Origin of the sequence: Nostoc sp. KVJ3 (assembly GCF_026127265.1) — a bacterium.
In the GTDB taxonomy this organism is placed as follows: domain Bacteria; phylum Cyanobacteriota; class Cyanobacteriia; order Cyanobacteriales; family Nostocaceae; genus Nostoc.
In genome coordinates, this window is record NZ_WWFG01000003.1 from 1 (window position 1) to 23,734 (window position 23,734).

The 23,734-nt window shown below is 41.5% G+C and carries 20 protein-coding genes and 1 pseudogene; 11 read left to right on the forward strand and 10 right to left on the reverse strand.

Annotated elements, in window-relative coordinates:
- Positions 1-173: 173 nt before the first annotated feature.
- The 4 genes from GTQ43_RS31060 to GTQ43_RS31075 all read right to left on the reverse strand — a co-directional run bounded on the left by GTQ43_RS31060 (position 174) and on the right by GTQ43_RS31075 (position 5,108).
- Positions 174-1,604, reverse strand: coding sequence for a strawberry notch C-terminal domain-containing protein (locus tag GTQ43_RS31060; RefSeq protein ID WP_265276600.1), 1,431 nt, complete (start codon positions 1,602-1,604; stop codon positions 174-176).
- Positions 1,532-3,190 (reverse strand): strawberry notch family protein, encoded by a 1,659-nt coding sequence (locus GTQ43_RS31065; RefSeq protein ID WP_265276601.1) that lies wholly within the window; start codon positions 3,188-3,190, stop codon positions 1,532-1,534. The genes GTQ43_RS31060 and GTQ43_RS31065 overlap by 73 nt, the downstream gene beginning before the upstream one ends.
- A gap of 5 nt (positions 3,191-3,195) precedes the next feature.
- Positions 3,196-4,443: a class I SAM-dependent methyltransferase gene (locus tag GTQ43_RS31070; protein WP_265276602.1), complete on the reverse strand. Its 1,248-nt coding sequence runs from the start codon at positions 4,441-4,443 to the stop codon at positions 3,196-3,198.
- A gap of 218 nt (positions 4,444-4,661) precedes the next feature.
- Positions 4,662-5,108 carry a hypothetical protein gene (locus tag GTQ43_RS31075; protein WP_265276603.1) on the reverse strand — a complete coding sequence of 149 codons (447 nt, stop codon included), beginning with the start codon at positions 5,106-5,108 and terminating at the stop codon, positions 4,662-4,664.
- 340 nt (positions 5,109-5,448) lie between these two features.
- Here GTQ43_RS31075 and GTQ43_RS31080 point away from each other — a divergent pair, with 340 nt between their 5' ends.
- The 3 genes from GTQ43_RS31080 to arr all read left to right on the forward strand — a co-directional run bounded on the left by GTQ43_RS31080 (position 5,449) and on the right by arr (position 7,713).
- Entirely contained in the window at positions 5,449-6,396 is a 948-nt protein-coding gene (locus tag GTQ43_RS31080; protein ID WP_265276604.1) for an RpoD/SigA family RNA polymerase sigma factor, read from the forward strand.
- Positions 6,397-6,549: 153 nt separating this feature from the next.
- On the forward strand, positions 6,550-6,810 hold the full coding sequence (locus GTQ43_RS31085; RefSeq protein WP_265276605.1) for a hypothetical protein: 261 nt from the start codon (positions 6,550-6,552) through the stop codon (positions 6,808-6,810).
- Positions 6,811-6,993: 183 nt separating this feature from the next.
- Positions 6,994-7,713: an NAD(+)--rifampin ADP-ribosyltransferase gene (gene arr, locus GTQ43_RS41870; RefSeq protein WP_265276606.1), complete on the forward strand. Its 720-nt coding sequence runs from the start codon at positions 6,994-6,996 to the stop codon at positions 7,711-7,713.
- Positions 7,714-8,115: 402 nt separating this feature from the next.
- On the opposite strand, the gene GTQ43_RS31095 is transcribed toward arr, so the two are convergent.
- Positions 8,116-8,304, reverse strand: a complete 189-nt coding sequence (locus tag GTQ43_RS31095) for a hypothetical protein (RefSeq protein WP_265276607.1) — start codon at positions 8,302-8,304, stop codon at positions 8,116-8,118.
- A gap of 543 nt (positions 8,305-8,847) precedes the next feature.
- Positions 8,848-9,354: a DUF1993 family protein gene (locus GTQ43_RS31100; protein ID WP_265276608.1), complete on the reverse strand. Its 507-nt coding sequence runs from the start codon at positions 9,352-9,354 to the stop codon at positions 8,848-8,850.
- 87 nt (positions 9,355-9,441) lie between these two features.
- Here GTQ43_RS31100 and GTQ43_RS31105 point away from each other — a divergent pair, with 87 nt between their 5' ends.
- Complete coding sequence (locus GTQ43_RS31105) at positions 9,442-9,834, forward strand: hypothetical protein (protein WP_265276609.1); 393 nt, start codon at positions 9,442-9,444, stop codon at positions 9,832-9,834.
- A gap of 253 nt (positions 9,835-10,087) precedes the next feature.
- Here GTQ43_RS31105 and GTQ43_RS31110 read toward each other — a convergent pair whose 3' ends face one another.
- From GTQ43_RS31110 to GTQ43_RS31120, 3 genes are read right to left on the reverse strand one after another with little or no spacing between them, the layout of a single operon-like run.
- A complete protein-coding gene (locus GTQ43_RS31110) occupies positions 10,088-11,527 on the reverse strand; it encodes a response regulator (protein WP_265276610.1) in 1,440 nt (479 codons plus the stop codon).
- On the reverse strand, positions 11,481-14,252 hold the full coding sequence (locus GTQ43_RS31115) for a response regulator (protein WP_265276611.1): 2,772 nt from the start codon (positions 14,250-14,252) through the stop codon (positions 11,481-11,483). Before GTQ43_RS31115 ends, GTQ43_RS31110 begins: the two co-directional genes overlap by 47 nt.
- 13 nt (positions 14,253-14,265) lie before the next feature.
- Positions 14,266-15,228, reverse strand: a complete 963-nt coding sequence (locus tag GTQ43_RS31120) for a phosphate/phosphite/phosphonate ABC transporter substrate-binding protein (RefSeq protein WP_265276612.1) — start codon at positions 15,226-15,228, stop codon at positions 14,266-14,268.
- A gap of 165 nt (positions 15,229-15,393) precedes the next feature.
- Between GTQ43_RS31120 and GTQ43_RS31125 the strand changes: the two genes are divergently transcribed.
- From GTQ43_RS31125 to GTQ43_RS31150, 6 genes and pseudogenes are all read left to right on the forward strand, one after another.
- Positions 15,394-15,564 (forward strand): hypothetical protein, encoded by a 171-nt coding sequence (locus GTQ43_RS31125; protein WP_265276613.1) that lies wholly within the window; start codon positions 15,394-15,396, stop codon positions 15,562-15,564.
- 143 nt (positions 15,565-15,707) lie between these two features.
- Positions 15,708-16,333 (forward strand): annotated as a pseudogene (locus tag GTQ43_RS31130) (class I SAM-dependent methyltransferase).
- 64 nt (positions 16,334-16,397) lie between these two features.
- Positions 16,398-17,171 (forward strand): phosphonate ABC transporter ATP-binding protein, encoded by a 774-nt coding sequence (gene phnC / locus GTQ43_RS31135; RefSeq protein ID WP_265276614.1) that lies wholly within the window; start codon positions 16,398-16,400, stop codon positions 17,169-17,171.
- A gap of 47 nt (positions 17,172-17,218) precedes the next feature.
- Complete coding sequence (phnD, locus tag GTQ43_RS31140) at positions 17,219-18,154, forward strand: phosphate/phosphite/phosphonate ABC transporter substrate-binding protein (RefSeq protein WP_265276615.1); 936 nt, start codon at positions 17,219-17,221, stop codon at positions 18,152-18,154.
- A 248-nt stretch (positions 18,155-18,402) separates the two neighbouring features.
- The gene (gene phnE, locus GTQ43_RS31145) at positions 18,403-19,143 is read left to right on the forward strand and encodes a phosphonate ABC transporter, permease protein PhnE (RefSeq protein ID WP_414859167.1); all 741 of its coding nucleotides are present in this window, start codon (positions 18,403-18,405) and stop codon (positions 19,141-19,143) included.
- 109 nt (positions 19,144-19,252) lie between these two features.
- Positions 19,253-20,245 carry a phosphonate dehydrogenase gene (locus GTQ43_RS31150; RefSeq protein ID WP_265276617.1) on the forward strand — a complete coding sequence of 331 codons (993 nt, stop codon included), beginning with the start codon at positions 19,253-19,255 and terminating at the stop codon, positions 20,243-20,245.
- 603 nt (positions 20,246-20,848) lie between these two features.
- Here GTQ43_RS31150 and GTQ43_RS31155 read toward each other — a convergent pair.
- Positions 20,849-21,994, reverse strand: coding sequence for a SpoIID/LytB domain-containing protein (locus GTQ43_RS31155; RefSeq protein ID WP_265276618.1), 1,146 nt, complete (start codon positions 21,992-21,994; stop codon positions 20,849-20,851).
- Positions 21,995-22,364: 370 nt separating this feature from the next.
- Here GTQ43_RS31155 and GTQ43_RS31160 point away from each other — a divergent pair, with 370 nt between their 5' ends.
- A complete protein-coding gene (locus tag GTQ43_RS31160; RefSeq protein ID WP_265276619.1) occupies positions 22,365-23,627 on the forward strand; it encodes an AIPR family protein in 1,263 nt (420 codons plus the stop codon).
- Positions 23,628-23,734 lie beyond the last annotated feature (107 nt).

The window sequence follows — 23,734 nt, forward strand, 5'->3', positions numbered from 1 at the left end:
TATTTAATTGATTAAGCCATCATATAAAAATAAGTTGTACAAATTTTAGTAGACCGAAAAGTTTGACGTAGCTGCTATATCTGCCCGTTTTTTGGTGCAAAATGTGAGACCATCACACTCTTGTTTGAGCGAAAACTAAGCTGATGTATTTATTAGATACATCAGCTTTTGAATCATCCCAAGATTTCAATCACAGCCGCGAGAATAGCTGGTGCTTTGTCTGAAACTGGAATGAATATCCGCTTTTGCCAGTTGATGATCTCGGTGAAGCAACCAACAGCTAAGAGTCGCTCTGCCAGTGAGATAGCATTAACCAGTTCTATGCGAGGTTCTGTGGCAATATAAGAACGCCGTAAAGTAACGCCACCCGGTAACTGCTCTGACTTGCCTTCGTTTAGCACTAAAGAGACTAACTCCTGTGGGCTTAACAGCTTATCCTTCAGTCCGAGTTGTTCAGCCACAGACTTAATATCTACTGCACTGACCACCCGACCCAGAATTTTCTCGCCATCGCTGGTCTGCAACCGATATACTCGATTGTTCTTCTGGGGTAGCATTTTCCATATTGGCAGCAATATCCCAGTCACAAGGTAAATATAATCAGTGGTGAATTTGGGCAATTGGTCAACTTCCTTCGACCAAGCTGCAACAAACGCATCAGCCGAAACCTGCTTCCAAGTGGACGATTCCAACTTATCGACAGGGACACGCGTTTCTTTCTGTGGACGAACGAGTAGAAGTCTTGGAATCACCCCGCCTTGGTCATCAAAGAAGCTGTGCGTAGGAATGCTCACAGCCGCATTACCGGATTTCTCATTGCTCATGAGTTGCCCTTGATACTTAACAACAAACTCAAGCATTTCATCAGCCGTTTTGATGTTGTTCTTTTGGACACGCTCAATCTTTAAGTAATTGGTCACGCTACCAGTTTGAGGATGAGTATAAACTGATTCACAGCTTTCGATACTAAATCTATCAGCCCGAAGTGTTTCTACTCCAACTTCAAACACACCATTTGCGATCGCAGTCTCGATTTGTTGACTTAGTAGCAACTCGAAACGCTCGAAAATCGTATTTTGCATCCCGATTGTCAAAGCCAGCAGGCGATTGAGGAACTGTCGCAAGGGTGGGAGGTCTATCTTCATTCCACCTTCAGTGGAAGTGAGCGAGAGTCCGGTCATCTGTTCAAACTTCCCCAGAGGAACTTCATAAAATCGACCTTGAAAAATCTGCTTAAACAACTCGTATAAAGCATATTCAGCATAGTTCGATTCTAGATTGTCTTTGGCATCAAACATACCGTTACCGCCAGTTTGTCTCTGACCACGGGTGAGTGCGCCTAAGCTATCCAGCCGTCGAGCAATAGTGCTGATGAATCGGCGTTCACCGCGCACATTCGTCGTGACTGGTCTGAACACGGGTGCTGATGCTTGATTGGTGCGGTGAGAGCGCCCAAGCCCTTGAATGGCATTATCCGCTCTCCAACCAGCTTCGAGCAGGTAGTGCGATCGCCTTCTACGATTTACAGCGTTCAAATCCGCGTGATAACTTCTGCCTGTACCACCAGCATCAGAGAAGATGAGTATTTGCTTATCTCCCGCCATGAATGCGTTAGTTTCCGCAATGTTAGCCCCAGAACCCGCGAATCCACAAACAAGCGACCAGAATCATCCTTTAATACCCGTTTGCTGCGTCCAGTCACTTCAGCTACTTGCTTGTTACCGAAATGCCACAGCAGTTGTTCTAATGCACCAGGAATTGGATCAAGGCTGGCGAGTTTGTCTACTAAGGCATCTCTCAAAGCCACAGCTTCAGATGAAACAATCGGTGAACCATCGGCATCAAAGGCTGGTTCGGAGCGTTCGTCTCCATCAACGCCAGAGTGAATCTCATGCAGATGTACGGGAAAGGCACTTACTAAGTAGTCAAGAACATACTCCCTTGGTGTTAAATCCAGGTTTAAATCCTTCCATTCGGAAGCCGGAACTTCATTTAGTCGGCGTTTAAGTAACTCCTCGTTAGTCGATACGATTTGAATCACAACGGCATTACCCGCAGTTAAATCTTGCTCAATCGCTTTGATTAGCATGGGACACTTCAAACCCGTGAGCAAATGGTTAAAGAACCTTTGCTTGTGCGATTCAAATTGAGACATCGCAGACATTTTAGCTGCTCGGTTATATGTTTTAGCACCAGTGATGTTACAGGCTTCTAATGCTTTGTGGAGGTTATTATGAATAATTTGAAAGGCATCGGCGTAATTATCGTAAATCCTTTCCTGAGTAGGAGTAAGTTCGATTTCTAACATCTCATACTCCACACCATCGAAGGAAAGCGATCGCGCCAAATACAGACCCAATGCTTTCAAATCCCTAGCAACAACCTCCATCGCTGCAATACCACCGCCCTCAATGGATTCTACAAAATCCTCACGGGAGGTAAACGGGAAATCTCCAGTCTGCCAAAGCCCCAGGCGATTGGCGTATGAGAGATTTGAGACTTTAGTTGCACCAGTCGCAGAGACATAGACAACCCGTGCCTGCGGTAATGCGTTTTGCAACCTCAGCCCAACAATACCTTGCTGGGATGCTGCAACCATGCCCAGTTTGCCCTCTTGCGCCATTGCGTTACCCATCACGTGACACTCATCAAATGCGATCGCTCCCTCAAAGTCCTTGCCAGCCCACTCAACGATTTGCTTAAGGCGACTTTTACCGTTATGAAGAGAACGTAGAGTTGAGTACGTGCAGAACAGAATGCCTTGGGTGAAGGGAATTGGATCGCCAAGCTTAATGTTGCTCAGGTCAATGATATCTTTTTCACTACCTCCGAGCGCACACCAGTCTCTACGGGCATCCTCAATTAGGGCAGAACTCTTTGATACCCAGATTGCTTTTCTTCGTTCCTGACACCAGTTGTCGAGAATGATTCCTGCACATTGTCTACCCTTACCAGCACCAGTACCATCGCCCAAGAACCAGCCACGACGAAATCTAACAGCGTTTTCTGAGCTAGTTGCTGCTACAGTCACATTATCCCAAGAATCATCCACAATATAAGACCCAGACAGAAATTCACAGTGCGTTTGACCTGCGTAGATGACGCTTTCAAGTTGTGCCTCTGACAACAAGCCTTGTGTGATAATGTTGCTAGGAAGATGAGGTTTATAAGTTGGTGCTGGTGGTGACACAAGTGCTAGGGCTGCACTTTCGCAAAGCAGCGAGGGATGAGGTAAAGCGTCCTTGATTCGGATTCGTTGTGGGCGATATGTTTCGTATAGGTATCTTTCAAACCCTCACTAGCCGTCCACTCGATAACCTCATATTCCAACACTACTACGTCGTCTGGAAGAGAGGAAACTGTTTCTGGTTGTGCAACTGTAGTACGGAATGGCAATTGAACAACAATTGCCTTCGCAGTAGCTTTGATATCTGAGCGTTCCCAGGAAGATCGCTGTGGCAACTGCTCAATCAACGCCAGCAGGTCGGGCAAGTCCAAGGTTTCGGGAATACAAGGGATGTCGCCAGGATTATCAGCCGGGACTTTATCAATTACCGTAATTCTGGTTTCCATCGTCGTCCCGTGTTTTGAGTACACCTTGCCGTTAATCCCAACAGATAGTAGAACTCGCGCAAAATCCTGCCACTTAACAAAAGTCTCTCGCCAGCTTGGGTTAGCCGGAGAAAACCAGTTGGCTGTGATTGTTACCAGTCGTCCACCGTCAGCTAGTCTTTGCAATGCCGAGTTGATGTGGCGAGGAGTTGCGTCGGGGTTGCGACTGTTGATTTTGGGAGATGCACAGAAAGGTGGATTCATCAGCACAACTGAGGGCTGAGTCTTGCCAACCAGATAGTCGTTAATTTGTTCCGCGTTTACTGAGAATAATGGTGTACCAGGGAATAATCGCCGCAGAATCTTACTTCTATCGGGTGCAAGCTCGTTGAGGATCAGACTTGCACTGTGCAGTTTAGCCATTTGTGCTAACAAACCAGTTCCGGCACTTGGCTCCAAAATCAAATCATCAGCTTGTATAAATCCTGCTTTGGCTACCAGATAAGCAAGCGGCAGAGGGGTGGAGAATTGCTGAAGCTGTACTGATTCTTCACTACGGCGAGTATGCGTTGGGCACAGGGCTGTTAATTCTTCTAATTGTTGCACAACTACTTGAGGTTGTAGTGATAAAATCTTAATTCCCAGATGACGCAGATATAATATTTGCGCTACTTCCACAGCTTCGTAAGCGTCTTTCCACTGCCACGCACCAGACGCGGCAGTGCCTAGAAAGTAGCGATTCATCTGGGAAGAAACAGTTTTCGTAGAGAGAGGGCGATTATCTATTAAAACTTTTGCAAGCTCTTGGGCAACATTAATAACTGACTGCCCATAATCAATTACTGTTTGCAAATCGAATAAAGAACCTTGAGTGAAAAGTTGCTGTACCATTGGACTATATAATTTTAATTTTCACTCTTGAAAAAGCGAAGCTAATATGTGAGTTTTATTAGCTATCAAACAGGTACTAATGTTCACTATTTTTCAGGAAATAAGTTAGTCTTCGACTGATCAACGGAGGCTAAGAATAAAGTATTAGTAAAAAAGGAAGAGAGAAACGAAATTTTTATACCTTTCCCCTTTACCCGTTCCCTTTTTCCTTTTTAGTTTTATGCAGTTTTACGCGGTCTACCTGGCTTGCGCTTGCCTGAAGAATTTACATCAGTCTTTTTAGTTTTTGGCGACTTGTTGGCAGGATTGTTAGCTTTGTTTGAACGAGTAGTACGTTTTGGTTGTGATGAAATTTCTTTAACTGGAGGCAGTAATCTTAATATAGGGAATGAGATAATAACTGCTTCGTTACTGGTACGATGAACAACTTCATCCTCTAGTGTCCAAGGATCTGGCAACTTTTCAAAAGTCATCGCTTGTGGTGTGATTACTTCTGATACTGATGGGATTGTAGAAGCGGCTATATTTCCATTGCTAACTGAAACCAGATTACTAACGTTAGCAGCCGATACAAATAGTCCGTTAATGAACTGGAAGATGACGAGAGTAACAAATGCCCAAAATATAGCTAGGATTGCCAAAGTGAGTAGAGATTGCATATCCATGATTATTCCTCAACTAAGTAATTGTAATTTCCAACTGATTTACGCAAAGCGTTTTTAAGCCTTGTTCAAATGTGAAGCGGATTGAACACATACTCTCTTCAAGAGAGGACTTCACTCTAAATTTAGCGTAGCGTCTCTCTGATTTAACTCAGCTACATTTCTTCGTTATTTTAAAGCTTATTTATAAAATAAAGCAGCTTTTAGTATTTACCTATTTGAAGATTTAAAGTATTATAGTTATAAATTTATTTGACAAATATAAATATTGGGTTAAGTCTATAGTTAAGATTTAATTTGTTAGCTAATTGTTGAAATAAAAGATTTTATTAAAACGAAAAATATGCCCAGCCCAACTACCGACCTAGTTCACTCCTATCTCAAAGAAATCGGACGCTACCCTCTGCTAACTCCTGAGCAAGAGATTACAAATGCTAGGCTTGTGCAGCAGATGATGGCGATTGAAGAACAGCGCTCAAGCCTCGCACTTCAACTAAACCGAGAACCAACCACAAGAGAATTAGCTACCTCACTTGGGCAAAGCGAAGCTGAAGTGGAGTCAATTCTTCATCAAGGGGAACGAGCAAAGCAGAAAATGGTGACTGCTAACCTACGGCTGGTGGTGGCGATCGCTAAAAAGTACCAGAACCGAAACTTAGAATTTCTTGATCTGATCCAGGAAGGTACACTCGGTTTATACCGTGGCGTTGAAAAGTTTGATCCAAACAAGGGCTACAAACTTTCAACTTATGCCTATTGGTGGGTTACTCAATCAATCACACGTGCGATTGCAGAACAATCACGAACTATTCGTTTGCCGATTCATATCAACGAAAAACTGAATAAAATCAAGAAAATACAACGGGAATTATCCCAGTCGTTGGGTCGAAAACCAACTGTAGTAGAAATTGCTGAAGAATTAAAGGTTAAACCAGAGCAGGTTCGAGAATATATTCAAGCAGACCGAAAGTTAGTTTCGCTAGAAATGCGTGTTGGAAATGAAAAAGAAACAGAATTAAGCGAACTTTTAGCTGACGAAAAGATTTCCCCTTTGGAAGAATTAAATTCTTCATTGATGCGCCAGAATATTAAAGAGTTACTAGCATCCTTAGCTCCAATACAACGAGAAGTACTAACTCTACGTTTCGGGCTAGAAAATGACCATCAACTGAGCTTAACTCAAATTGGAGAACGGCTTAACTTAAGCCGAGAACGAATTCGCCAACTTGAACATAAAGCGCTCTCTATTCTTCGCCGTCAAAAAAGTGATATTGAGGAGTATCTTAATTAGAATGATTTCCACCTCTACTATCATCACGGACGTAAAGGTAATATTTCCCCAGGGCAATTATCCTTGTTTTAATCATGAAGATGATGCTCTGGCTATACTATTAGTCAAAAACAAGAAACTATATTTATAAATAGCAACTTAAAAAACTAATCAATGTCCAGCAAAACTATTGATGTCCGAGAGTACACCGTCAGAACGCACAAGCGGGAAATTCATACTCGCGTTTTCAACTTTGTGTGTAAGCAGTGCGAACAAGCCACACAACGAGAAACTTTTGGAGTTCGACCTCTATATTGTGAGAAATGCCGTCCGCCACAAGCACCCAAGAAATCAGTAGTCCCTATAGGCAAGAGGAAACCCAGAGCTATGACTTACAAGAGTGGGAAGGATATAGCTGGTAATTTTTCGTTTTGAGGTAAGGGCGATACCTTCTCTTCTCCTATCGGAGACACTTCGTGAACGAGAGGCAACGCCTTTCCTGCGGAACGCACTCGCGTTCGGCACGTCTTTGACGAACACCAAGTTGGTAGGTTTTGCAGCAAAGGTTATAACTATCCCGTGATTTCAATGCAGTCGAACAGTAAAAGGAGCAAGCCGATGGCAGCGATCAACGATCTGAGTTCGCAGCAGTTTTACCACGGTACAAAGGCAGACCTGAAGCTAGGAGACCTGATCGAGTCCTGCAATCCCCCGGATGTGGGTGAGCGGGATAGGATGGCAACCTATGTTTACCTAACCCCCAACTTAGATGCGGCTATCTGGGGGGCAGAGCTAGCTCTAGGCTCAGGTCACGGCAAAGTCTACATCGTAGAGCCGCTCGGTCAGATTGAAAATGTCCCCGAACTCACAAAGCAGAAGTCTCCAAAGCATCTGTCGATGTCATACCGCTCCCGCGAGCCGTTGCGGGTAACGGGAACGGTCACGGAGTTGACTCTTTATCATGGGACACGGGCAGACCTGAAGCCAGGAGACCTAATCGAACCCGGTTATCACTCTAACTACGGTCAGAGGAAGAAGGCGATCTACGTTTATCTGGCTGCCACTTTGGATGCGGCAACCTGGGGGGCTGAACTAGCTCTCGGCGAGGGACGCGGCAGAATCTACATCGTGGAACCGATCGGGCCGATCGAGGATGACCCCAATGTGACGGACAAGAAATTCCCAGGTAATCCAACCAAGTCATACCGCTCACAGGAGTCGCTGCGGGTCATGGGCGAGGTCATAGATTGGCAGGGGCACTCTCCAGAAGCGATCAAGACTATGAAGGATAACCTTGAGCGACTGAAGCAACTTGGTATTGAGGCAATCGATGACTAAGTATTTTTACTTGGCTCTTTTCAGGGGAAGTTGGGGTTCCCTCAGAGGATAAGGGGCGGGGGGAAAGGTTTTAAATCGAATGGCACACTTGTTAAGCGTTAACCCTTAGTATTACTGGTTTTGGGGTGTAGGGAATTAGGAACAACTTAGTTTTGTCTGGCGCACTAAAATTCAATTTTTATTAACACACGAAGCTGCAACCCTACCCCCTGCCCTATCGATATTTCACATGAGTCTTCGTGCCATTCGATACAGAGCCATTCAAAGCCAGCTTCCAGAAATGGCAATCGCTATTGAATCAAGCTGATCATCGGGTGGAACTTCCACAACAGCAGACGGCGCAACAGACTTTTGCTCTTGGAATACTTCTAATAGACATCTGTGATGGTGTCAGTATGACCTTTAGTCACTCCCGCCCCAAGTCCAGGCAGGATTGCCATTCTTGAAACTGTTTTTTAGCACGACTAGAGGATAATTATTCGGATCGGAGCCACCAGCCAAATCTAAGATGAAGTAAACTTTACCTTTAACAAAGTGCATCCGTAAATAATTAAGATGTTCAGAGTAGGCTTCTCCATCAACCTTAGTCATTCCAGCAGAAGCAAAGCATTTAGCATATCTCGGCTTGAGTGTCCCAACCCATGTAACGCTAAAACTATTACTGGCTTGAACAGAGATGTTACTGGCGTAGGCACTCAGGTTAACAGAGCCATCTGTTGAAAAACTGCCTTCTTGATAAGGATGGGGTTTTTCACTTGACTTTTCACTTTGTCTGGACAGCTTTGTTTTTGCTCGTTTTCACTATAAACTTTTAGTTCAATGTTTTGTGATTGATTTTGTGCAAGGACGCGCCAGTTGGACAACAGAGGCAGTAAACCCATACTTATGCCTATAATCAATATCATTGGTCTAAAGGAAATCATACTCATAACCGAACAAATATCGAATTGAATGTAGTATTAGATTTTACTAATTAATCGGCAAATTCAAGCCAGTGTAATTGCTGAGAAAGAGAAAAGGGAAATGTTGAAGAAAAAACTTTTCCCCACAATGCCAAGAAGTGAAGAAGTCTATTTTTTACTAACCCAAGCAAGATCGGAAAATCTCGAAAAATTGCGTTAGATATTGCTCTGATTAAGGCTGACCTAGAAAGTCTCCTTTACCAAGTTCTACACCGCAGTGCCTAAGAATGTCATACGCTGTTGTGACATGGAAATAAAGGTTTGGTAAAACAAAATATAGGAGAAATGGCATTCCTTGAAAAGAGAGAGCGTTGTCACGCATCTGTAGGGTAATTTCTCTCTCTTCTGAACCGTCAATTTGCTCAGGTTTAAAAGTATTTAAATGAGAGATAGTTTTTTGAATGCGATCAATAAGTTGACCAAATGTAGTTTCATTGTCCTCGAATTTAGGTGGTTCTATTCCTGCTAACCGTGCGGCACCTCTATTTACTGTGTCAGAGGCAATTTGCACTTGTTTTGATAATGGGAACATATCTGGGGAGAGACGATTATTAATCAACACAGAAGGATCTATTTTTTTAGTTTCAGCATAAGCAGCACCTTTTTCAAGAATATTTGCAAGGTTATTCAGTGTGCGAATGGACACGGGTATTAAAGCTTGGTACATTGAAATGGTCATTGAGATTTCTCCAGAAAAAGTTCAAACGACTTTGAGCCGCCCCATTTAATATTAGGGGGTATTGACTGTGATATTGTGTCGAAGAATATGGAACCGAATTTAGTCACAGATCCAAAGATACTAAATGTTTTGAACGAACTTATACAACGGGAACCGATTTTTCATCGTCCAGAGTTGGGGAGGACACGTGCTGACTTTGAGCAGATGACGGAAAGTACATTTTGGGAAGTGGGTGCGTCGGGTCGGTGTTACAGTCGGCAGTATGTGTTGGATGAGATGGAGAAGCGTTATGCCAGCCCAGAGGAGGACACATGGCAGACTCGTGACTTCCATTGCCTTGAGATTGCCGCCGAAAACTACCTTGTAACCTATACTCTGATTCAGGGTACTCGCATTACCCGACGCTCAACTATTTGGCGACAGACACCGCAGGGTTGGAAGATTGTGTATCACCAAGGAACCGTGGTAGAAAATGCCTGAATAGAATGTTTATACTATGTACCGATACGAGTTCTCTTCTCGATATGCTACCTGACGTTGGTGTGCGACTAGAATTTTAGTGAGGCTCATAGACACCCGCCATAGTTAATAATCCCTGGATGCTGGATAAGAGTTAGTTCTTTTTACTTGAGAGGAACTGACCTTTTAGCGATCGTAGAAACCCTCCAAGTAGAGATTCGCGATCGCGCCGTATTTCGACGTTGATTATACTGTTTTGTAACTGCGTAGTTATTTATGCTTTTTGACTTAGTAAAGGAATTTCAATACAAAATTCTGTGCCTTGCCTCGGCTCAGAGACAAAAGAGAGAGTCCCACCATGTTTCTCCTCAATAATTTGCCGACTTATAGATAAACCCAACCCTGTGCCCTTTCCTACAGGTTTGGTAGTAAACATCGGTTCAGATAACCGTTGTTTGACTTCTTCTGTCATACCGATGCCATTATCGGCAATTTTAATTACTACAACTGAGCTTTGTTGATGTAGAGCAGTACGAATCGTGATTTGTCCTTTGTTTTCTACCGATAACAAATGAATATTACTTGCTGCAATTTCGGGAAAATTTGCAATAGAATTGCTCCTAGTCACAAATGACTCCTCTATAGCATCTATTGCATTAGCAAAGAGATTCATGAAAACTTGATTCAGTGGCCCAGGAAAACATTCTATAGGTGGCAAAGTTCCATAATCTTTAATAATCTGAATTTCGGAACGTTCTGAGTTTGCTTTTAAGCGATATTGTAAAATCAATAGCGTGCTATCAATACCTTCATGAATATCTATAGGTTGTACTACTGAATCATCTCGACGTGAAAAATGCCTAAGAGAATGAATCATCTGTGCTAGGCGCTTTGTTCCTTTGTACATAGACGACATAATTTGCGGAGAATCTTGCATTAAAAAATCAATATCAATTTCATCTATTTTTTGCTGAATTTCTCGTTCAGGATTGGGATAATATTGTTGATAAAGTTTAAACAAATCAATAAAATTTTGGGTGTATTCAGAGGCGTGATTAAGATTTCCTAAAATGAAGTTGACTGGATTGTTAATTTCATGAGCAATTCCAGCAACCAACTCACCAAGGGTAGACATCTTTTCTTGTTGTACCAGACGAACCTGAGCTTGCTGAAAATTATCAAGTGCTTGAGATAGTTGAAAAGTACGTTCTTCTACCCTTTGCTCTAACTCCTGAGTCAGCTTTTGTAACTTGGTTTCGACTGCAAGACGGTCGGCTATTTCTTGTTTAAGTTGCTGATTATGACTTTGGAGTTGCTTAGTTAGATTACGAATTTGTAGATGTGTCTTGATACGAGCCACTACTTCTTCATGCTCAAACGGTTTAGTAATGTAATCTACTGCTCCCAAGCTCAAACCCTTTACTTTATCGACAGTTTCAGAGAGAGCTGTCATAAAAATTATGGGGATATCACAGGTTACAGGATTTAACTTTAAACGCTGGCAGGCTGTAAATCCGTCAATTCCAGGCATCATTACATCTAAAAGTATAATATCAGGACAAGCGTATTCAGCTTGAGCGATCGCTCCTTCACCATTCACAGCAATCAATATCTCCCAACCTGTATCCATTAATGTTTCAGATAGTACTTCCAAATTATTGGGATTATCATCCACAATCAAAATTACCCCTGTCTCCAGAACAGGTATATTCATTGTTTTTCTCCTCGATATGGTTGGATAAATTCCCTAATTTTTCAATTTGAAAGCTTTTAGCAAGTTGCTCTAATTGTTCGGCAAATAGTATAAACTTCTCATCCAAAAGTTTCAACTTTTGGGCTTGCTCTCGAATGCCTTTGATATTACCTCTCATCGCCAACTCAAATAGCTTCTCGATTTCTTCAGGTGGTGGAGAAATTAAGCAAGTGTCTGGTAGCGAGGAATTAGCAGAGGTAACTTTTAGATTTTGGGTTTCGTTGACTTCTTCTTGACTCTGGGGCAAATCATAAATCCACTCAAATTTTAAGTGCTTCTGCAACTTCTGGAACAATTCATTGGCTTGCACTGGTTTAGGCAGAAAATCGTTGCCACCAACCTCTAAACTCTCATGCTGGTCAGATTCAAATACACTGGCAGATGAAACAATTATTGGTAAATTATCAAATTGCAACACACGCAAGTTACGAATCATTTCTAAGCCATTCATGACTGGCATTGACAAGTCAGTGATAATTAAATCAGGTTTTAACTCGACTGCTTTATCTAAGCCGTCTTGACCATTAGTTGCCTCCGTTATTTGAAAACCAATATCACTTAATAAATTGACAATAATAGAACGGTTTTCCCCATTATCATCTACGATTAAAATTTTCCGTTTATTGCCAGTAATCCCAACAATTATGCTTTCAGGAGTTACGACAGAACTATTTTGTTTATGGATAGTTCTTAGTGTCCCATTTCCAGATTTTTCTGGTACAGTTTCATAAACCCATTCAATCTCTAAATATTTTTCTAACTTCTGAATTAAATCATCAGCATGTACAGGTTTAGGTAGAAAATCGTCTGCACCAACTCCTAAACTTTTGTGTTGGTCAGATTCAAACACGCTAGCAGATGAAACTATGATGGTCAACTCCTGAAACTCATCTTGCTGGCGGAGGCGACGTGTTAATTCAAAGCCATCCATGACGGGCATTGTCAGGTCTGTAATGATTAAGTCCGGCAGAAATTGCACAGCTTTATCTAAACCTTCCTGACCGTCACTTGCCTCTATAATTTCAAATCCAATCTCCTCTAATAGATTTATAACAACAGAACGGTTTTCCCACTTATCATCTACAATTAAGATTCTCCTCTTTCCAGTGGCGATTCCGATAATTTTGCCCGCAGGCACCACTCTACCTGATTGCATCCAATCCACTGATTCTTGTAAATCCAAGTCAATCCAAAAAGTGCTGCCCTGACCTATTTCACTTTTTACTTGGATTGTACTATCCATTAATTGCACAATTCGCTGACTAATAGCTAAACCTAACCCAGTACCTTCTGATTGCTTTTTAACTTCTCCAACTTGCTCAAATGGTAAGAATATTTTCTCTACCTGTTCTTGACTCATGCCAATTCCCGTATCGATGATTTGAAATCGAATTCTATGAATTTGTTTTTGGTTACTTTCATCTATTAAGAATTGGTCTACAAAGCTAATAGTAAATCTCACTCCTCCTTTCTCGGTAAATTTAATGGCATTACCTAGTAGATTAATTAAGACTTGTCGCAATCGTTTTTCATCTGCCCAAATGCCAACAGGTAGTTCTGAAGTTGGTTGGTAAATAAATGAAATGCCTTTTTGGTCAGCACGAATCCGACAAATTTCTACTACACTCTGGAGAAAAGCCGGAAAATGGAAGTCACTTTTGTAAAGTTCCATTCTCTGGGCTTCTATTTTGGATAAATCTAGAATGTCGTTAATTAGTGTTAGTAGATGTGAACCGCATTGGTGAATAATTCTTAAGCCGTCTTGCTGTTTATCAGTTAAACTTTTATCTCGTTGGAGAATTTGAGCATAACCCAGGATACCGTTAAGAGGAGTTCGCAATTCGTGGCTCATGTTAGCTAAGAACTCACTTTTGGCACGATTTGCTGTATCCGCAAGTTCTTTTTTTAACTCTAGGGAGCGATAGGACTCAGCTAGAGTTCCTGCCATTCGGTTAAAAGATTCTGCGAGTTCTTGAATTTCGTCTTCGGTTTGAATATTTAGGCGATATTCTAGATTTCCATCTCCAATTTTTGCCACTCCTTGTTGTAACTTTTGAATTGAGCGAATTACTGGTAGGAGGATCAGCAATAACTGACCGAGAAAAACTAGAAGGATGGACAAAAGCAGAATTTGTCTGGCAAGTTGAGTATTCTGTTTAAAGTTATTAAATTCTTGCTTGGCTAAACTATCCTGTTGCTGAAGCTTTTGAGTTAATAATTTTAAGTAGAGTTCAATATCCCGAGAAAAAGCGTTAATTACTCGAAAATCCTGTTGGGATTCAGCTAATTCTAAGGGCTTATCTGTGTTAGATTGATTAGTTAATTCGATTATTAGATTGGCAAGCAAGCTATGGCGATCGCTAATCTTGACTAACTCTGAATTTAGCTCTGGCTTTAAATTTTTTAACTCAGCCAGATTTTTAGTGAATCCAGATAGAGCTTCCTGGTATTTCACCAGATTGGAAGCATCGCGTCTGAGCAAGATCATGTCTTTCAGCGCGGCTACTTCGTTATTCAAAGAGACGTTTATTTGCAGAATAGTCGTCAAAGCCTGAGTAGTTTTTGCCTGGTTATCCTGTGATTTTTGTTCTGCTTGCCTGATGAAGAGGTCGCCTCCAATTTGGGTAGAGGCAACCAGTCCCAGAACGATCGCAGACGATCCAATACATTTGGTCGTTATCCGCATATCTTGGTTAGCCTCATTTGCTGGAAACTCGTTTTTGCAACTCTCTAACGATGTCGTAATCTCCGTCTTGCACCAAAGTGTAGCCAACTCCAATACCGCCTGTAGGGTCTACAAGACCTGCTGGAGCGTCAATCAATGCCTTTTTCAAGTTATCTTTCAACTCGACGGAGACTTTACTAGATGCAACAAGAGGTACGCTAGGAAGCGGGACAGATTCCCAGATAATTGTGTATTTCTTGGGGTCAATCTTCCCTTCATTGACTTGATCGGTATAAGAGCGACGATCGTCTGCGATCGCATCTACTTCCCCCTTGACTAAAGCTTGTTTTGCTTTATCATGGCTGCCAGCGAAGATTACCGAGCTAAAGTCTCGTTCAGGATTAATACCTATTTCCTGAAAATGAACTGTTGGTACGACATATCCAGATGTCGATAACTTGGTGACAAAAGCAAATCGCTTACCCTTTAAATCCTTGAGGGTTTTGATGCCACTTGCCTTGTTGGCAATAATTACAGCTGTGTACCAAGGTCGCTTTGTTTCTTTATTAATCTGAGCAACCAATGGCTCAACCTTGGGATCGCGGCGATGAGCTTCGATGTAACTGGTGGGTGCAAGGTAGGCAATGTCTACCTTTTTTTTAACCAATAAATCAATTGCTGTTTCGTAATCTTTGGTAATTTCAAATTTAAAGGGTCGTTTTAATGCCTTAGACAAATAATCAGACAAAGGTTGGAGTTTCTTTTCTTGTTCTGCTGAAACCTGCCAGGGAATCACCGCCATTGTAATGGTTGCTTCTTCTTCTCCGGTGGTCGTGCTAGCAGGCGACTGAGAAGTGTTTGGCTGAGTTGCAGATGAACTTTCACGAGTTGGAGTACAGGCCATGCCAAATATGGCGATCGCTAATACTGAGGTAAAAAAAGCAGTCTTTCTACCAAGAATATTGGTTACAACTTTACAAAAAAGTTGCTGGTGCATGGTTTTTATCCTTTTGGAGCCTGTTCTCTTCAGAGAGGTTTCACATTTATTAATCCCAAAATGATGTACATTCTCTCAACTTGATAAGTAAATAGCCATTATGAACTGTATATACCAGAACACATGAAAGAGGGATTGGGGATTATAGACTAGTATTTTTACTCAGTGCTGGCTAAACATTCCACAGCATTCAGTACCCAAATTAAATTAGCGATCGCTCAGTGTTTTTCACACTACTGGCAAATGGAGAAGCGTTATGCGATTCTGCCGGAAAATCATCTTAATTCCTTTCCTCTGAAGGCATTAATTATTGTTACCATCTCAAAGCAAGCGTAAAGTCAAGATTGCTGAATTTTGCTTCAATTAAATTGAGATTGCCTACCTAATAGGAATTACTTCTGTTAAGTCAATACAATGTATATTACAATACAATTCTTAAAAAGATCAGCCAATTTGAAACCCTGATTACAAAAACCAGCATGACTGAAACCACAGTTCGCAAACAGTACAACCAATTAGCTGCCGTTTACGATCTACGCTGGATAAATTATATAGTTAACACACTGTCTTTCCTTAAAACTTGGGTAGAAATATCACCAACAGATACTGTACTTGATATTGCGTGTGGTACTGGTGAGTTTGAACGTTTACTACTAGCTGAGTATTCATCGCAACAAATTGTCGGTATAGATATTTCAGAGGAAATGCTGGCAATCGCTAAACTCAAATGTAGTTCTTATCCTCAAGTCTCATTTCAGATGGCAAGTGCATCAAGGTTGCTATTTGACAGCAATAGTTTTGATGTGATTGTGTCTGCTAATTCGTTTCATTACTTTGATGAGCCACTTGCTGCATTAAAAGAGATGAGACGTGTTTTGAAGCCTGATGATAAAGTAGTTATTTTAGATTGGTGTAAAGATTATTTAATTTGTAGAATATTTGATTTAGTACTTAAGATTTTTGATCCGGCTCATAAGCAGTGTTATACCCAAAATGAATTTCACCGCTTTCTTCAAGATGAAAATTTTGTGGTCTGTCGTGCAACCAAAATTCGCTTTGGTGTTGTGTGGGATTAATGATAGCTACAGCAAAACTCAAAACTTAAACAAAAATTTTACAAAAAAATTACCATAAAAATTGGCATTTTATCCCTAAGATGATTAGTAAATATGATTCAACTTGATGATCTAAGTATGACTTATAAAGGCGGAGTAATAGGGATTAAACCTATTTCTCTGAGCTTTATAAAAGGGCAATTTACTGTTATTTTGGGAGCATCTGGTTCTGGTAAATCAACTTTACTGCGTTGTCTTAACTATCTTAATCGCCCCACAACTGGTACTGTGATAGTTGAAGGATTGGGAAATCTACATAACCGTAAGGTGTTGTATGAACATCGTAAGCGCACAGGAATGATTTTTCAGCAGCATCAACTTATTAGTCGGCAAACGGCTCTTGGAAATGTATTAGTGGGTCGTTTAGCTTACCATTCAACACTCCGAAGTTTCTTTCCTTTGCCCAAAGCAGATCAGTATATTGCTTTAGAATGTTTAGATCGGGTTGGACTTTTGCATAAAGCTTTAACACGAGTGGATGCTCTTAGCGGAGGTCAACAGCAACGGGTTGGTATTGCACGCGCCTTAGCACAAAAACCACAATTGATTTTGGCCGATGAGCCTGTTGCTAGTCTCGATCCCACTAGCGCTCACAAAGTCCTCTCATTTCTGCGCCAGACTTGTCAAGAAGATGGAATTTCCGCAATCCTCAGTCTGCACCAGATCGATCTCGCAAGAATTTACGCGGATAGAATTATTGGATTATCTCAGGGAACGGTTGTCTTAGATGGTAAGCCAGCAGATATCAGTGCCTACGAATTAAAGCAACTTTATAGTGACAAAAATAGTCCTTATGATGAAGGCTTTCAGGAAACTATTAATTCCTAATGGCTAAATTTACTGTACTGTTTTTATATTAATTTAGGATAACCTCAATGACTGTTTTACTAAACAAGCGATCGCTTGTCTCAATGACACTAATCATGGCTACCTTAATCGGTTGTCAAAGTCCCAGCAACCAATCTGCAAATAAGCAATCAGGTTCTGGCAATAGTCCAGTAGTCGCATCAGAGTCGGCTGACCCTCAAACCTTGAAAGTGGCTTTATTGCCTGATGAATCCCCTTCCACTGTAATTAAAAACAATGAAGGATTTAAAAAGTATCTTGAGACAAAGCTAAAAAAACATATTGAACTTGTCGTTACAACTGATTACTCCTCGATGATTGAGGCAGCAAGTAACAAGCGTGTTGATTTAGCTTATTTTGGGCCACTGTCTTACGTTTTGGCGAAAACAAAGAGTGATATTGAGCCATTTGCAGCTTTGAAGAAAAACGGTAAAACTACTTATCAGTCTGTAATCGTTGCTAACACAGCTAGCGGTGTCAAGTTACTGACAGAAGTCAAGGGTAAAACGGTAGCCTTTGGAGACCAAGCGTCTACTTCCAGTCATTTGATTCCTAAATCAATGCTGGCAAATAGCGGATTGCAACCCGGCGGAAAAGACTATCAAGAGGCGTTCACAGGTTCACATGATGCTGTAGCATTGGCAGTTCAAAATGGTAATGCTCAAGTTGGTGGATTGAGTAAACCCATCTTTGAATCCTTAATTGAACGCAAAGTAATTGATTCTAGTAAAGTTAAGGTGATTGCAGAGTCTAAAGAGTATCCTGAATATCCCTGGACAATGCGTTCTGATTTAGCACCGCCACTAAAAGACAAAATTCGTGCAGCCTTTTTTGCATTGAAAGATAAAGAAGTTCTTAAACCCTTCAAAGCCGATGGTTTTGGAGCCGCGAAAGATAAAGATTATGATAGCATCAGAGACTTAGCAAAAATACTTAATCTTGATATCGCCAAGTTGCAAAAGTAATTTATCAGAAGAATTCAGAACTCAGGAATCAGAATTCAGTATGAATTCTGTTTTTACTTAGTACTTTGCTATAAATAGTTTTCTTGATTAAAACTCTATCCCTTTATGAGTAGAGTATTCTGAATTCTGAATTCTGAATTCTGAATTCTGATATTTTGAATTTGGAGCAAAGCGACGTGACACTTCCTAATCCTCAACCAACTTTCGATCGGTTACTGAAACAACAACGGCGGCAATGGTATCGAACGATAGTAACCTGGGCGATCGCACTTTTGTCCATAGCTATATGTTGCTTTCTGGTTGGACTTTGGGACGAGAAACGCCTTTTTGATGGCATTCCCAGTATCTTAAACTTGCTGCATCAAATGCTGCCTCCAGATTTTAGTGATGCCCGAAACTGGGTCAAACCTTTATTTGATACGCTAGCTATGAGTGTTGCAGGCACAGCGATCGCTATTGTTTTCTCAATGCCTCTATCCTTATTAGCGGCTCGCAATACAACTCCCCATCCGTTGTTATTTCAAGTTTCACGGCTGATTCTCAACGGCTTGCGCTCTGTGCCAGAGCTAATTATGGGTATTATCTTTGTGGCAGCCGTTGGCTTTGGGGCATTACCCGGAACCTTGGCAGTGGGATTTCACTCCATTGGCATGGTCGGTAAATTCTTTGCAGAATATATCGAACTGGTCAATGAAGCACCGCTAGAAGCAGCAAGAGCTGCTGGAGCCAACAAGGTGCAAGTAATCTATCACGGAATTTTGCCGCAGGTATTACCACAAATGATGGATCTGACCCTTTATCGATGGGAATATAACTTTCGCGCCTCCACAGTTATGGGAGCAGTAGGGGCTGGTGGTATTGGGTTTGAGCTAATTGGCGCACTTCGCCTAATCAATTATCGGGAAGTTTCAGCAGTGTTGCTAGTAATTTTGCTTATGGTAATTCTGGTTGATGGTTTTAGTAGTTATCTTAGAAAACGTTTAGTTTAGTACAGCACGGCTAAATAAACCACCCATTCCAAATCAACAAAAGGCTTATGCTGTATTCATTTTTAATTTTTAAATTTTAATTCCGCCTTGCGATACTAGGAGGTTGCTGATGAAACCCAAAGTTGTTATTACCCACTGGGTTCACCCGGAAATTATTACAAACTTAAGTGAGTATTGCTCAGTCGTTGCAAATCCAACTAGAGAGACTTTACCGCGTGAAGAAATTCTCAAGTTGGCGCAGGACGCTGAAGCTTTGATGGTTTTTATGCCAGATCGAATCGATGAGGCGTTTCTGAAAGCTTGTCCAAAATTAAAGATTATTGCCGGAGCATTGAAGGGTTACGATAACTTTGATGTTGATGCTTGCACTCGTCAAGGTATTTGGTTCACCATCGTGCCTAGCTTATTAGCTGTGCCAACAGCTGAGTTGACCATTGGATTGATTATCGGGTTAGCCCGCCAGATGTTGCCAGGCGATCGCTTGATTCGTCAAGGCACATTTGCAGGTTGGCGACCGCATCTATACGGTATGGGATTAGCAAACCGAACACTGGGGATCGTTGGTATGGGCAGTCTAGGGCAAGCTCTGGCTCAACGGCTTTCCAGTTTTGAAATGAACTTAATTTACACCGATGCGATACCTTTACCCAAGGAAAAAGCAGCAGCTTGGCGCTTGTCACAGGTTTCTCTAGATACGCTATTGGCAACCAGTGATTTTGTTGTGCTGATGGTTCCTCTACAACCAGAAACGTTTCATCTGATAAATGAAACATCTTTAGCACGTATGAAACCAGGGAGTTTCTTAATCAATCCCTGTCGCGGCTCAGTAGTTGATGAACAAGCGGTGAGTGATGCTTTAGCCTCTGGACATTTAGCAGGTTATGCAGCTGATGTCTTTGAACTAGAAGATTGGGCCCGTAGCGATCGCCCATCGAAAATTCCTCCATCTTTGTTACATAAACAAGACCAAACCTTTTTTACTCCCCATTTAGGATCGGCAGTGGATGATTTACGATATGACATAGCTATAGAAGCATCTCAAAATATTTTACAAGCCTTACAAGGTGATTCTCCTCAAGGAGCAATCAATTGTCCAAGTTAGAATTAGTAACTTGGAGAATCCTTAAGCAATAAAGACTGCAATGTTCCAGACAGCGATGAAAACGCTGGAGTGTTTAGTCGTCCCAGTAGTCGTCCTGGGACACAAACAGCATTTCCAAAGGTCAGATTAGTCATATTAGTAGCAATTCTCATTTTGAAATGATTTTGCGCCGTTTCAGGGATCTCCAGATTTGTTACGAATTATAAATTGCTCTTGTTGCAATGGTTTCAATGTCATGAAACCTTAAAATGAGAATTGCTGTTTGATTTGCTCTATTTATAAGCGATCGCCCCCCATCAAATGGGAACCATGTTGTGTAATTTCGTTTCTGGGCACCATGAAATGATTGCAAATGGCTAAAAGCTTTGTCATACATGGATGAAACGCATTAAGCATTGGGATATCTAGACTTTGGAGACTTGGACGATCAATACTGCAATCGCTCTCAACAAATCTAGATTTCTGGCAATATGTTTTGTGAAAGTTGGTATGCAAGAGACTTTTGCCCTGGTTTCAAATATCAAAGCTAGACATAGCAATACTTTCAAGTAATTTTCGGGAATTAATTATTTTCTATTTGGATTACGCGAACGGTGAATAATTTTACTTAGGGTTAATTGTACTTAAAGCTACACCCTGATAATAATGCCCTAAAATTTGCAGGTAGTTTACTCCTCTTTTAGCTAAATTGTATGCCCCCCATTGACTCATACCTAAAGCATGACCAAAGCCAAGTCCAAGAAGTACAAAACTACCATTTGCTGCTTTGGTAAGGATAAAGTGGGTACTTTTAATTTTGAGGGCTGTACGTACTTTTTCGCCACGCAGTACAATGGTTGCTTTATCACCAACGATTTTTAAGGCTTTAACACTACCAAAAGGTGAGTAGGTTTGTGCAATCATATCTAAAACATTGCCGACACTAGAAACAAGAGCGCTAATTTCTTTTTGGGTGAAAACTTTCTCCCATTTGCACTCGCTAACATTTTGATCGTAATCTTCAACAGCACGTAGGTAAGGCTCGTGGCTTCCCCAAACATCTTCAACATTTTCAGTATGTCCTCCAGAACAATCATGAAAAACTGAGAGAATAATACTGTCTTTATAAGTTAGTACTTGCTTATCCGTTGCATCGACGGCGGCATAAGTACTAGGAGTTTCATTGATTACTCCTTTATAATTTTGCCAGTGATCTGGACTATCACCTAAATCGTAAACAGGATTATTGCGCTGTTTTTCTCGCTCATAGAAAGCAAAAGTCCGGGCGGCAACTGCTTGTGCTTTCAAAGCTTCAGGAGGCCACTCAGTATCCATTTCGCCCCCAACAACACTGTAGAGATACTCTTGGTCATCAACCCAGTTAACGGCGGTTAGTCCTTTCTCTGTTGGCACAATAAGAGTTCTACCTCGATACCAGTGTTTGCCAATGTAAACGAATCCCTTACCTGTCGGCTCAATCCAAAATAAACCAGACTGCCATTTATCTAAAGCCACACCGCCTGGAACTGAAGAGGCATAAAATGAACTCATTGCAGGTAATTGTCCGAGAGTATGACCAGTACTATCTTTAACCAACGCAGTTGTAGAACTGCCAACTGTTACCTGATTAACACCCCTCTCGATTGCTATTCGCAGTATTACAGATGCTTCACTTGGGGTAGCTAAACTCATCCACAATAAGGCACTTACCCACCAATGACCTACTTTTATCTGTGTAAATAAAGTTTTTAATAACAATTGGCATTTCATGTAATACATTTAAAAAGAGTTTTCAATTTCTATCCAATGTTATCTCTAGTACCGTACTTTGCGTATATTTGATGAACTCTTCTTGGGCAATCTCATATATTTTTATCGAACAGAATTCAGAATGAGTTCTGTTCGATAAAGCGGATAGCGCAGCGTAAAGCCAACTCTTAGAGAGGCTGCGCCCTAAGCGTAGCTATGCCGCAGGCTTTACGGCATGGCAACGCTTAGAGCGAGTCCGCGAACGTCTGAGTTCTGATTACTGAATTCAGAATAGCTGAATTCTTCTTCAATCGTCCCTCCAGATAAATCCGGTATCTGTAGCTCAATAGTATGGTTAATATGAAATTTGACACTCGGCTAAAAACAAACTATGCCCAAGACTTGGAATCTAAAAATAGATAACTATATTCAAGCTAACCCCAATTGCATCATCGCCACCGCCCATGTAGACTCGTTCCCTATAGACCTGCCGCTAGAACCTAACATCCGGGAACCGAACCGCAAAAGCGCGACCTACAGACAAATCTTCGACTCACTGACTACCGAACCCGAAAAATTCTTCTCTCGCCACAGTGGAATCGTTCTGTCAGCCAATAAAACTAAACCTGTCAAGAACAAAACTGAACTGGAGCTAGAAGTTTTAGAAGCTAACGAGGGTGGCAGCGACGGTATTATTAACGGGGGGCATACAGTTTTAGCATTCGAACAAGCGAAAAATTACAAATATGACCTAACCGAAGCCAGAGTAAAAGTTACGATCCACATTGGACTGACTGAAGAATTAGCCAAAGATATAGCTCTAGCAAGTAATACTACAACGCCAGTAGATTCTCGCTCCAAAGTCAACGCTAGGGGTGATTACAAATTCATCAAGCAGTATTTAGCCCAGTTAGAACAGAAAGAAGATAGAAAATTCCGCATCGCTTATTATCAAAACCAAAGCGGCGCTCCCAGAAATGCCCAGTGCAATGTCACCCACTTGCTCAAGCTCCTTTACTGCCTCGACAGAAATAAATACAATCCTGACGGCAATAAACGAACCAAACACCCAGCAGGGATGAGTCTTCCAAGTAACATCACAGACGCAGAAAGGGAAAGATTAACCGCCTTACTGCATCTCTTGACTCACGCTTTGTGGATAGAGCAAAGACTCTACGAAATAATCCAAGAACATATCAGCAACCCCAGAAGAAAGGGTGCTAACGACCTAGCATCAATAGATATACGTAAAACTACGCTTCTGCCTGATAGCAAGTATTCATTCGGGTTTGGTGCGCCAACCGACTTAGCACTACCGATAATCGCATCCTATCGGGTATTTTTGGACAAGGACTATAAATGGATTCTGCCGTTTAACGAATTCGCTGAAGATTTCCTCCAACATTTGTGGAATAACTATTTCCGCAAATACTTAGTGTCGGAGAAAACAGCCGGAAATACAGTCGGCACAAAAATCAGCCGCAATCAAGAGATTTGGGAAAGTCTTTATATCTCGGCGCAAAGTTATCTAAATCAGCACTTGATGAAAATGGTTAACTCCAGCAAGGAAGAAGAATCGAAGGTAACACAAGGTGCAAACAAGAGGGGAAGAGGGAAAAGGGGTGAACTCAACGCGACTACTGTCACTAAATAGTTGGTTATTAGTGGGATAGGTTGATGATTTCTACGCCAATATGATTGCACTTGAAGATAATCTAGTAGTTTGCTTTCCCCAAAATTGCGCTTGTGGAGGTCGGCAGA

Excerpts from the sequence above, each read along its gene's own strand:
- arr (WP_265276606.1), top strand. The coding sequence starts at position 6,994 with ATGGCAGCGATCAACGATCTGAGTTCGCAGCAGTTTTACCACGGTACA.
- GTQ43_RS31070 (WP_265276602.1), bottom strand. The coding sequence starts at position 4,443 with ATGGTACAGCAACTTTTCACTCAAGGTTCTTTATTCGATTTGCAAACA.
- GTQ43_RS31110 (WP_265276610.1), bottom strand. The coding sequence starts at position 11,527 with ATGAATATACCTGTTCTGGAGACAGGGGTAATTTTGATTGTGGATGAT.
- GTQ43_RS31150 (WP_265276617.1), top strand. The coding sequence starts at position 19,253 with ATGAAACCCAAAGTTGTTATTACCCACTGGGTTCACCCGGAAATTATT.
- GTQ43_RS31105 (WP_265276609.1), top strand. The coding sequence starts at position 9,442 with ATGGAACCGAATTTAGTCACAGATCCAAAGATACTAAATGTTTTGAAC.
- GTQ43_RS31080 (WP_265276604.1), top strand. The coding sequence starts at position 5,449 with ATGCCCAGCCCAACTACCGACCTAGTTCACTCCTATCTCAAAGAAATC.
- GTQ43_RS31160 (WP_265276619.1), top strand. The coding sequence starts at position 22,365 with ATGCCCAAGACTTGGAATCTAAAAATAGATAACTATATTCAAGCTAAC.
- GTQ43_RS31115 (WP_265276611.1), bottom strand. The coding sequence starts at position 14,252 with ATGCGGATAACGACCAAATGTATTGGATCGTCTGCGATCGTTCTGGGA.
- GTQ43_RS31075 (WP_265276603.1), bottom strand. The coding sequence starts at position 5,108 with ATGGATATGCAATCTCTACTCACTTTGGCAATCCTAGCTATATTTTGG.
- GTQ43_RS31120 (WP_265276612.1), bottom strand. The coding sequence starts at position 15,228 with ATGCACCAGCAACTTTTTTGTAAAGTTGTAACCAATATTCTTGGTAGA.
- GTQ43_RS31100 (WP_265276608.1), bottom strand. The coding sequence starts at position 9,354 with ATGACCATTTCAATGTACCAAGCTTTAATACCCGTGTCCATTCGCACA.
- phnC (WP_265276614.1), top strand. The coding sequence starts at position 16,398 with ATGATTCAACTTGATGATCTAAGTATGACTTATAAAGGCGGAGTAATA.
- GTQ43_RS31085 (WP_265276605.1), top strand. The coding sequence starts at position 6,550 with ATGTCCAGCAAAACTATTGATGTCCGAGAGTACACCGTCAGAACGCAC.
- GTQ43_RS31095 (WP_265276607.1), bottom strand. The coding sequence starts at position 8,304 with ATGACTAAGGTTGATGGAGAAGCCTACTCTGAACATCTTAATTATTTA.
- GTQ43_RS31155 (WP_265276618.1), bottom strand. The coding sequence starts at position 21,994 with ATGAAATGCCAATTGTTATTAAAAACTTTATTTACACAGATAAAAGTA.
- phnD (WP_265276615.1), top strand. The coding sequence starts at position 17,219 with ATGACTGTTTTACTAAACAAGCGATCGCTTGTCTCAATGACACTAATC.
- GTQ43_RS31060 (WP_265276600.1), bottom strand. The coding sequence starts at position 1,604 with ATGGCGGGAGATAAGCAAATACTCATCTTCTCTGATGCTGGTGGTACA.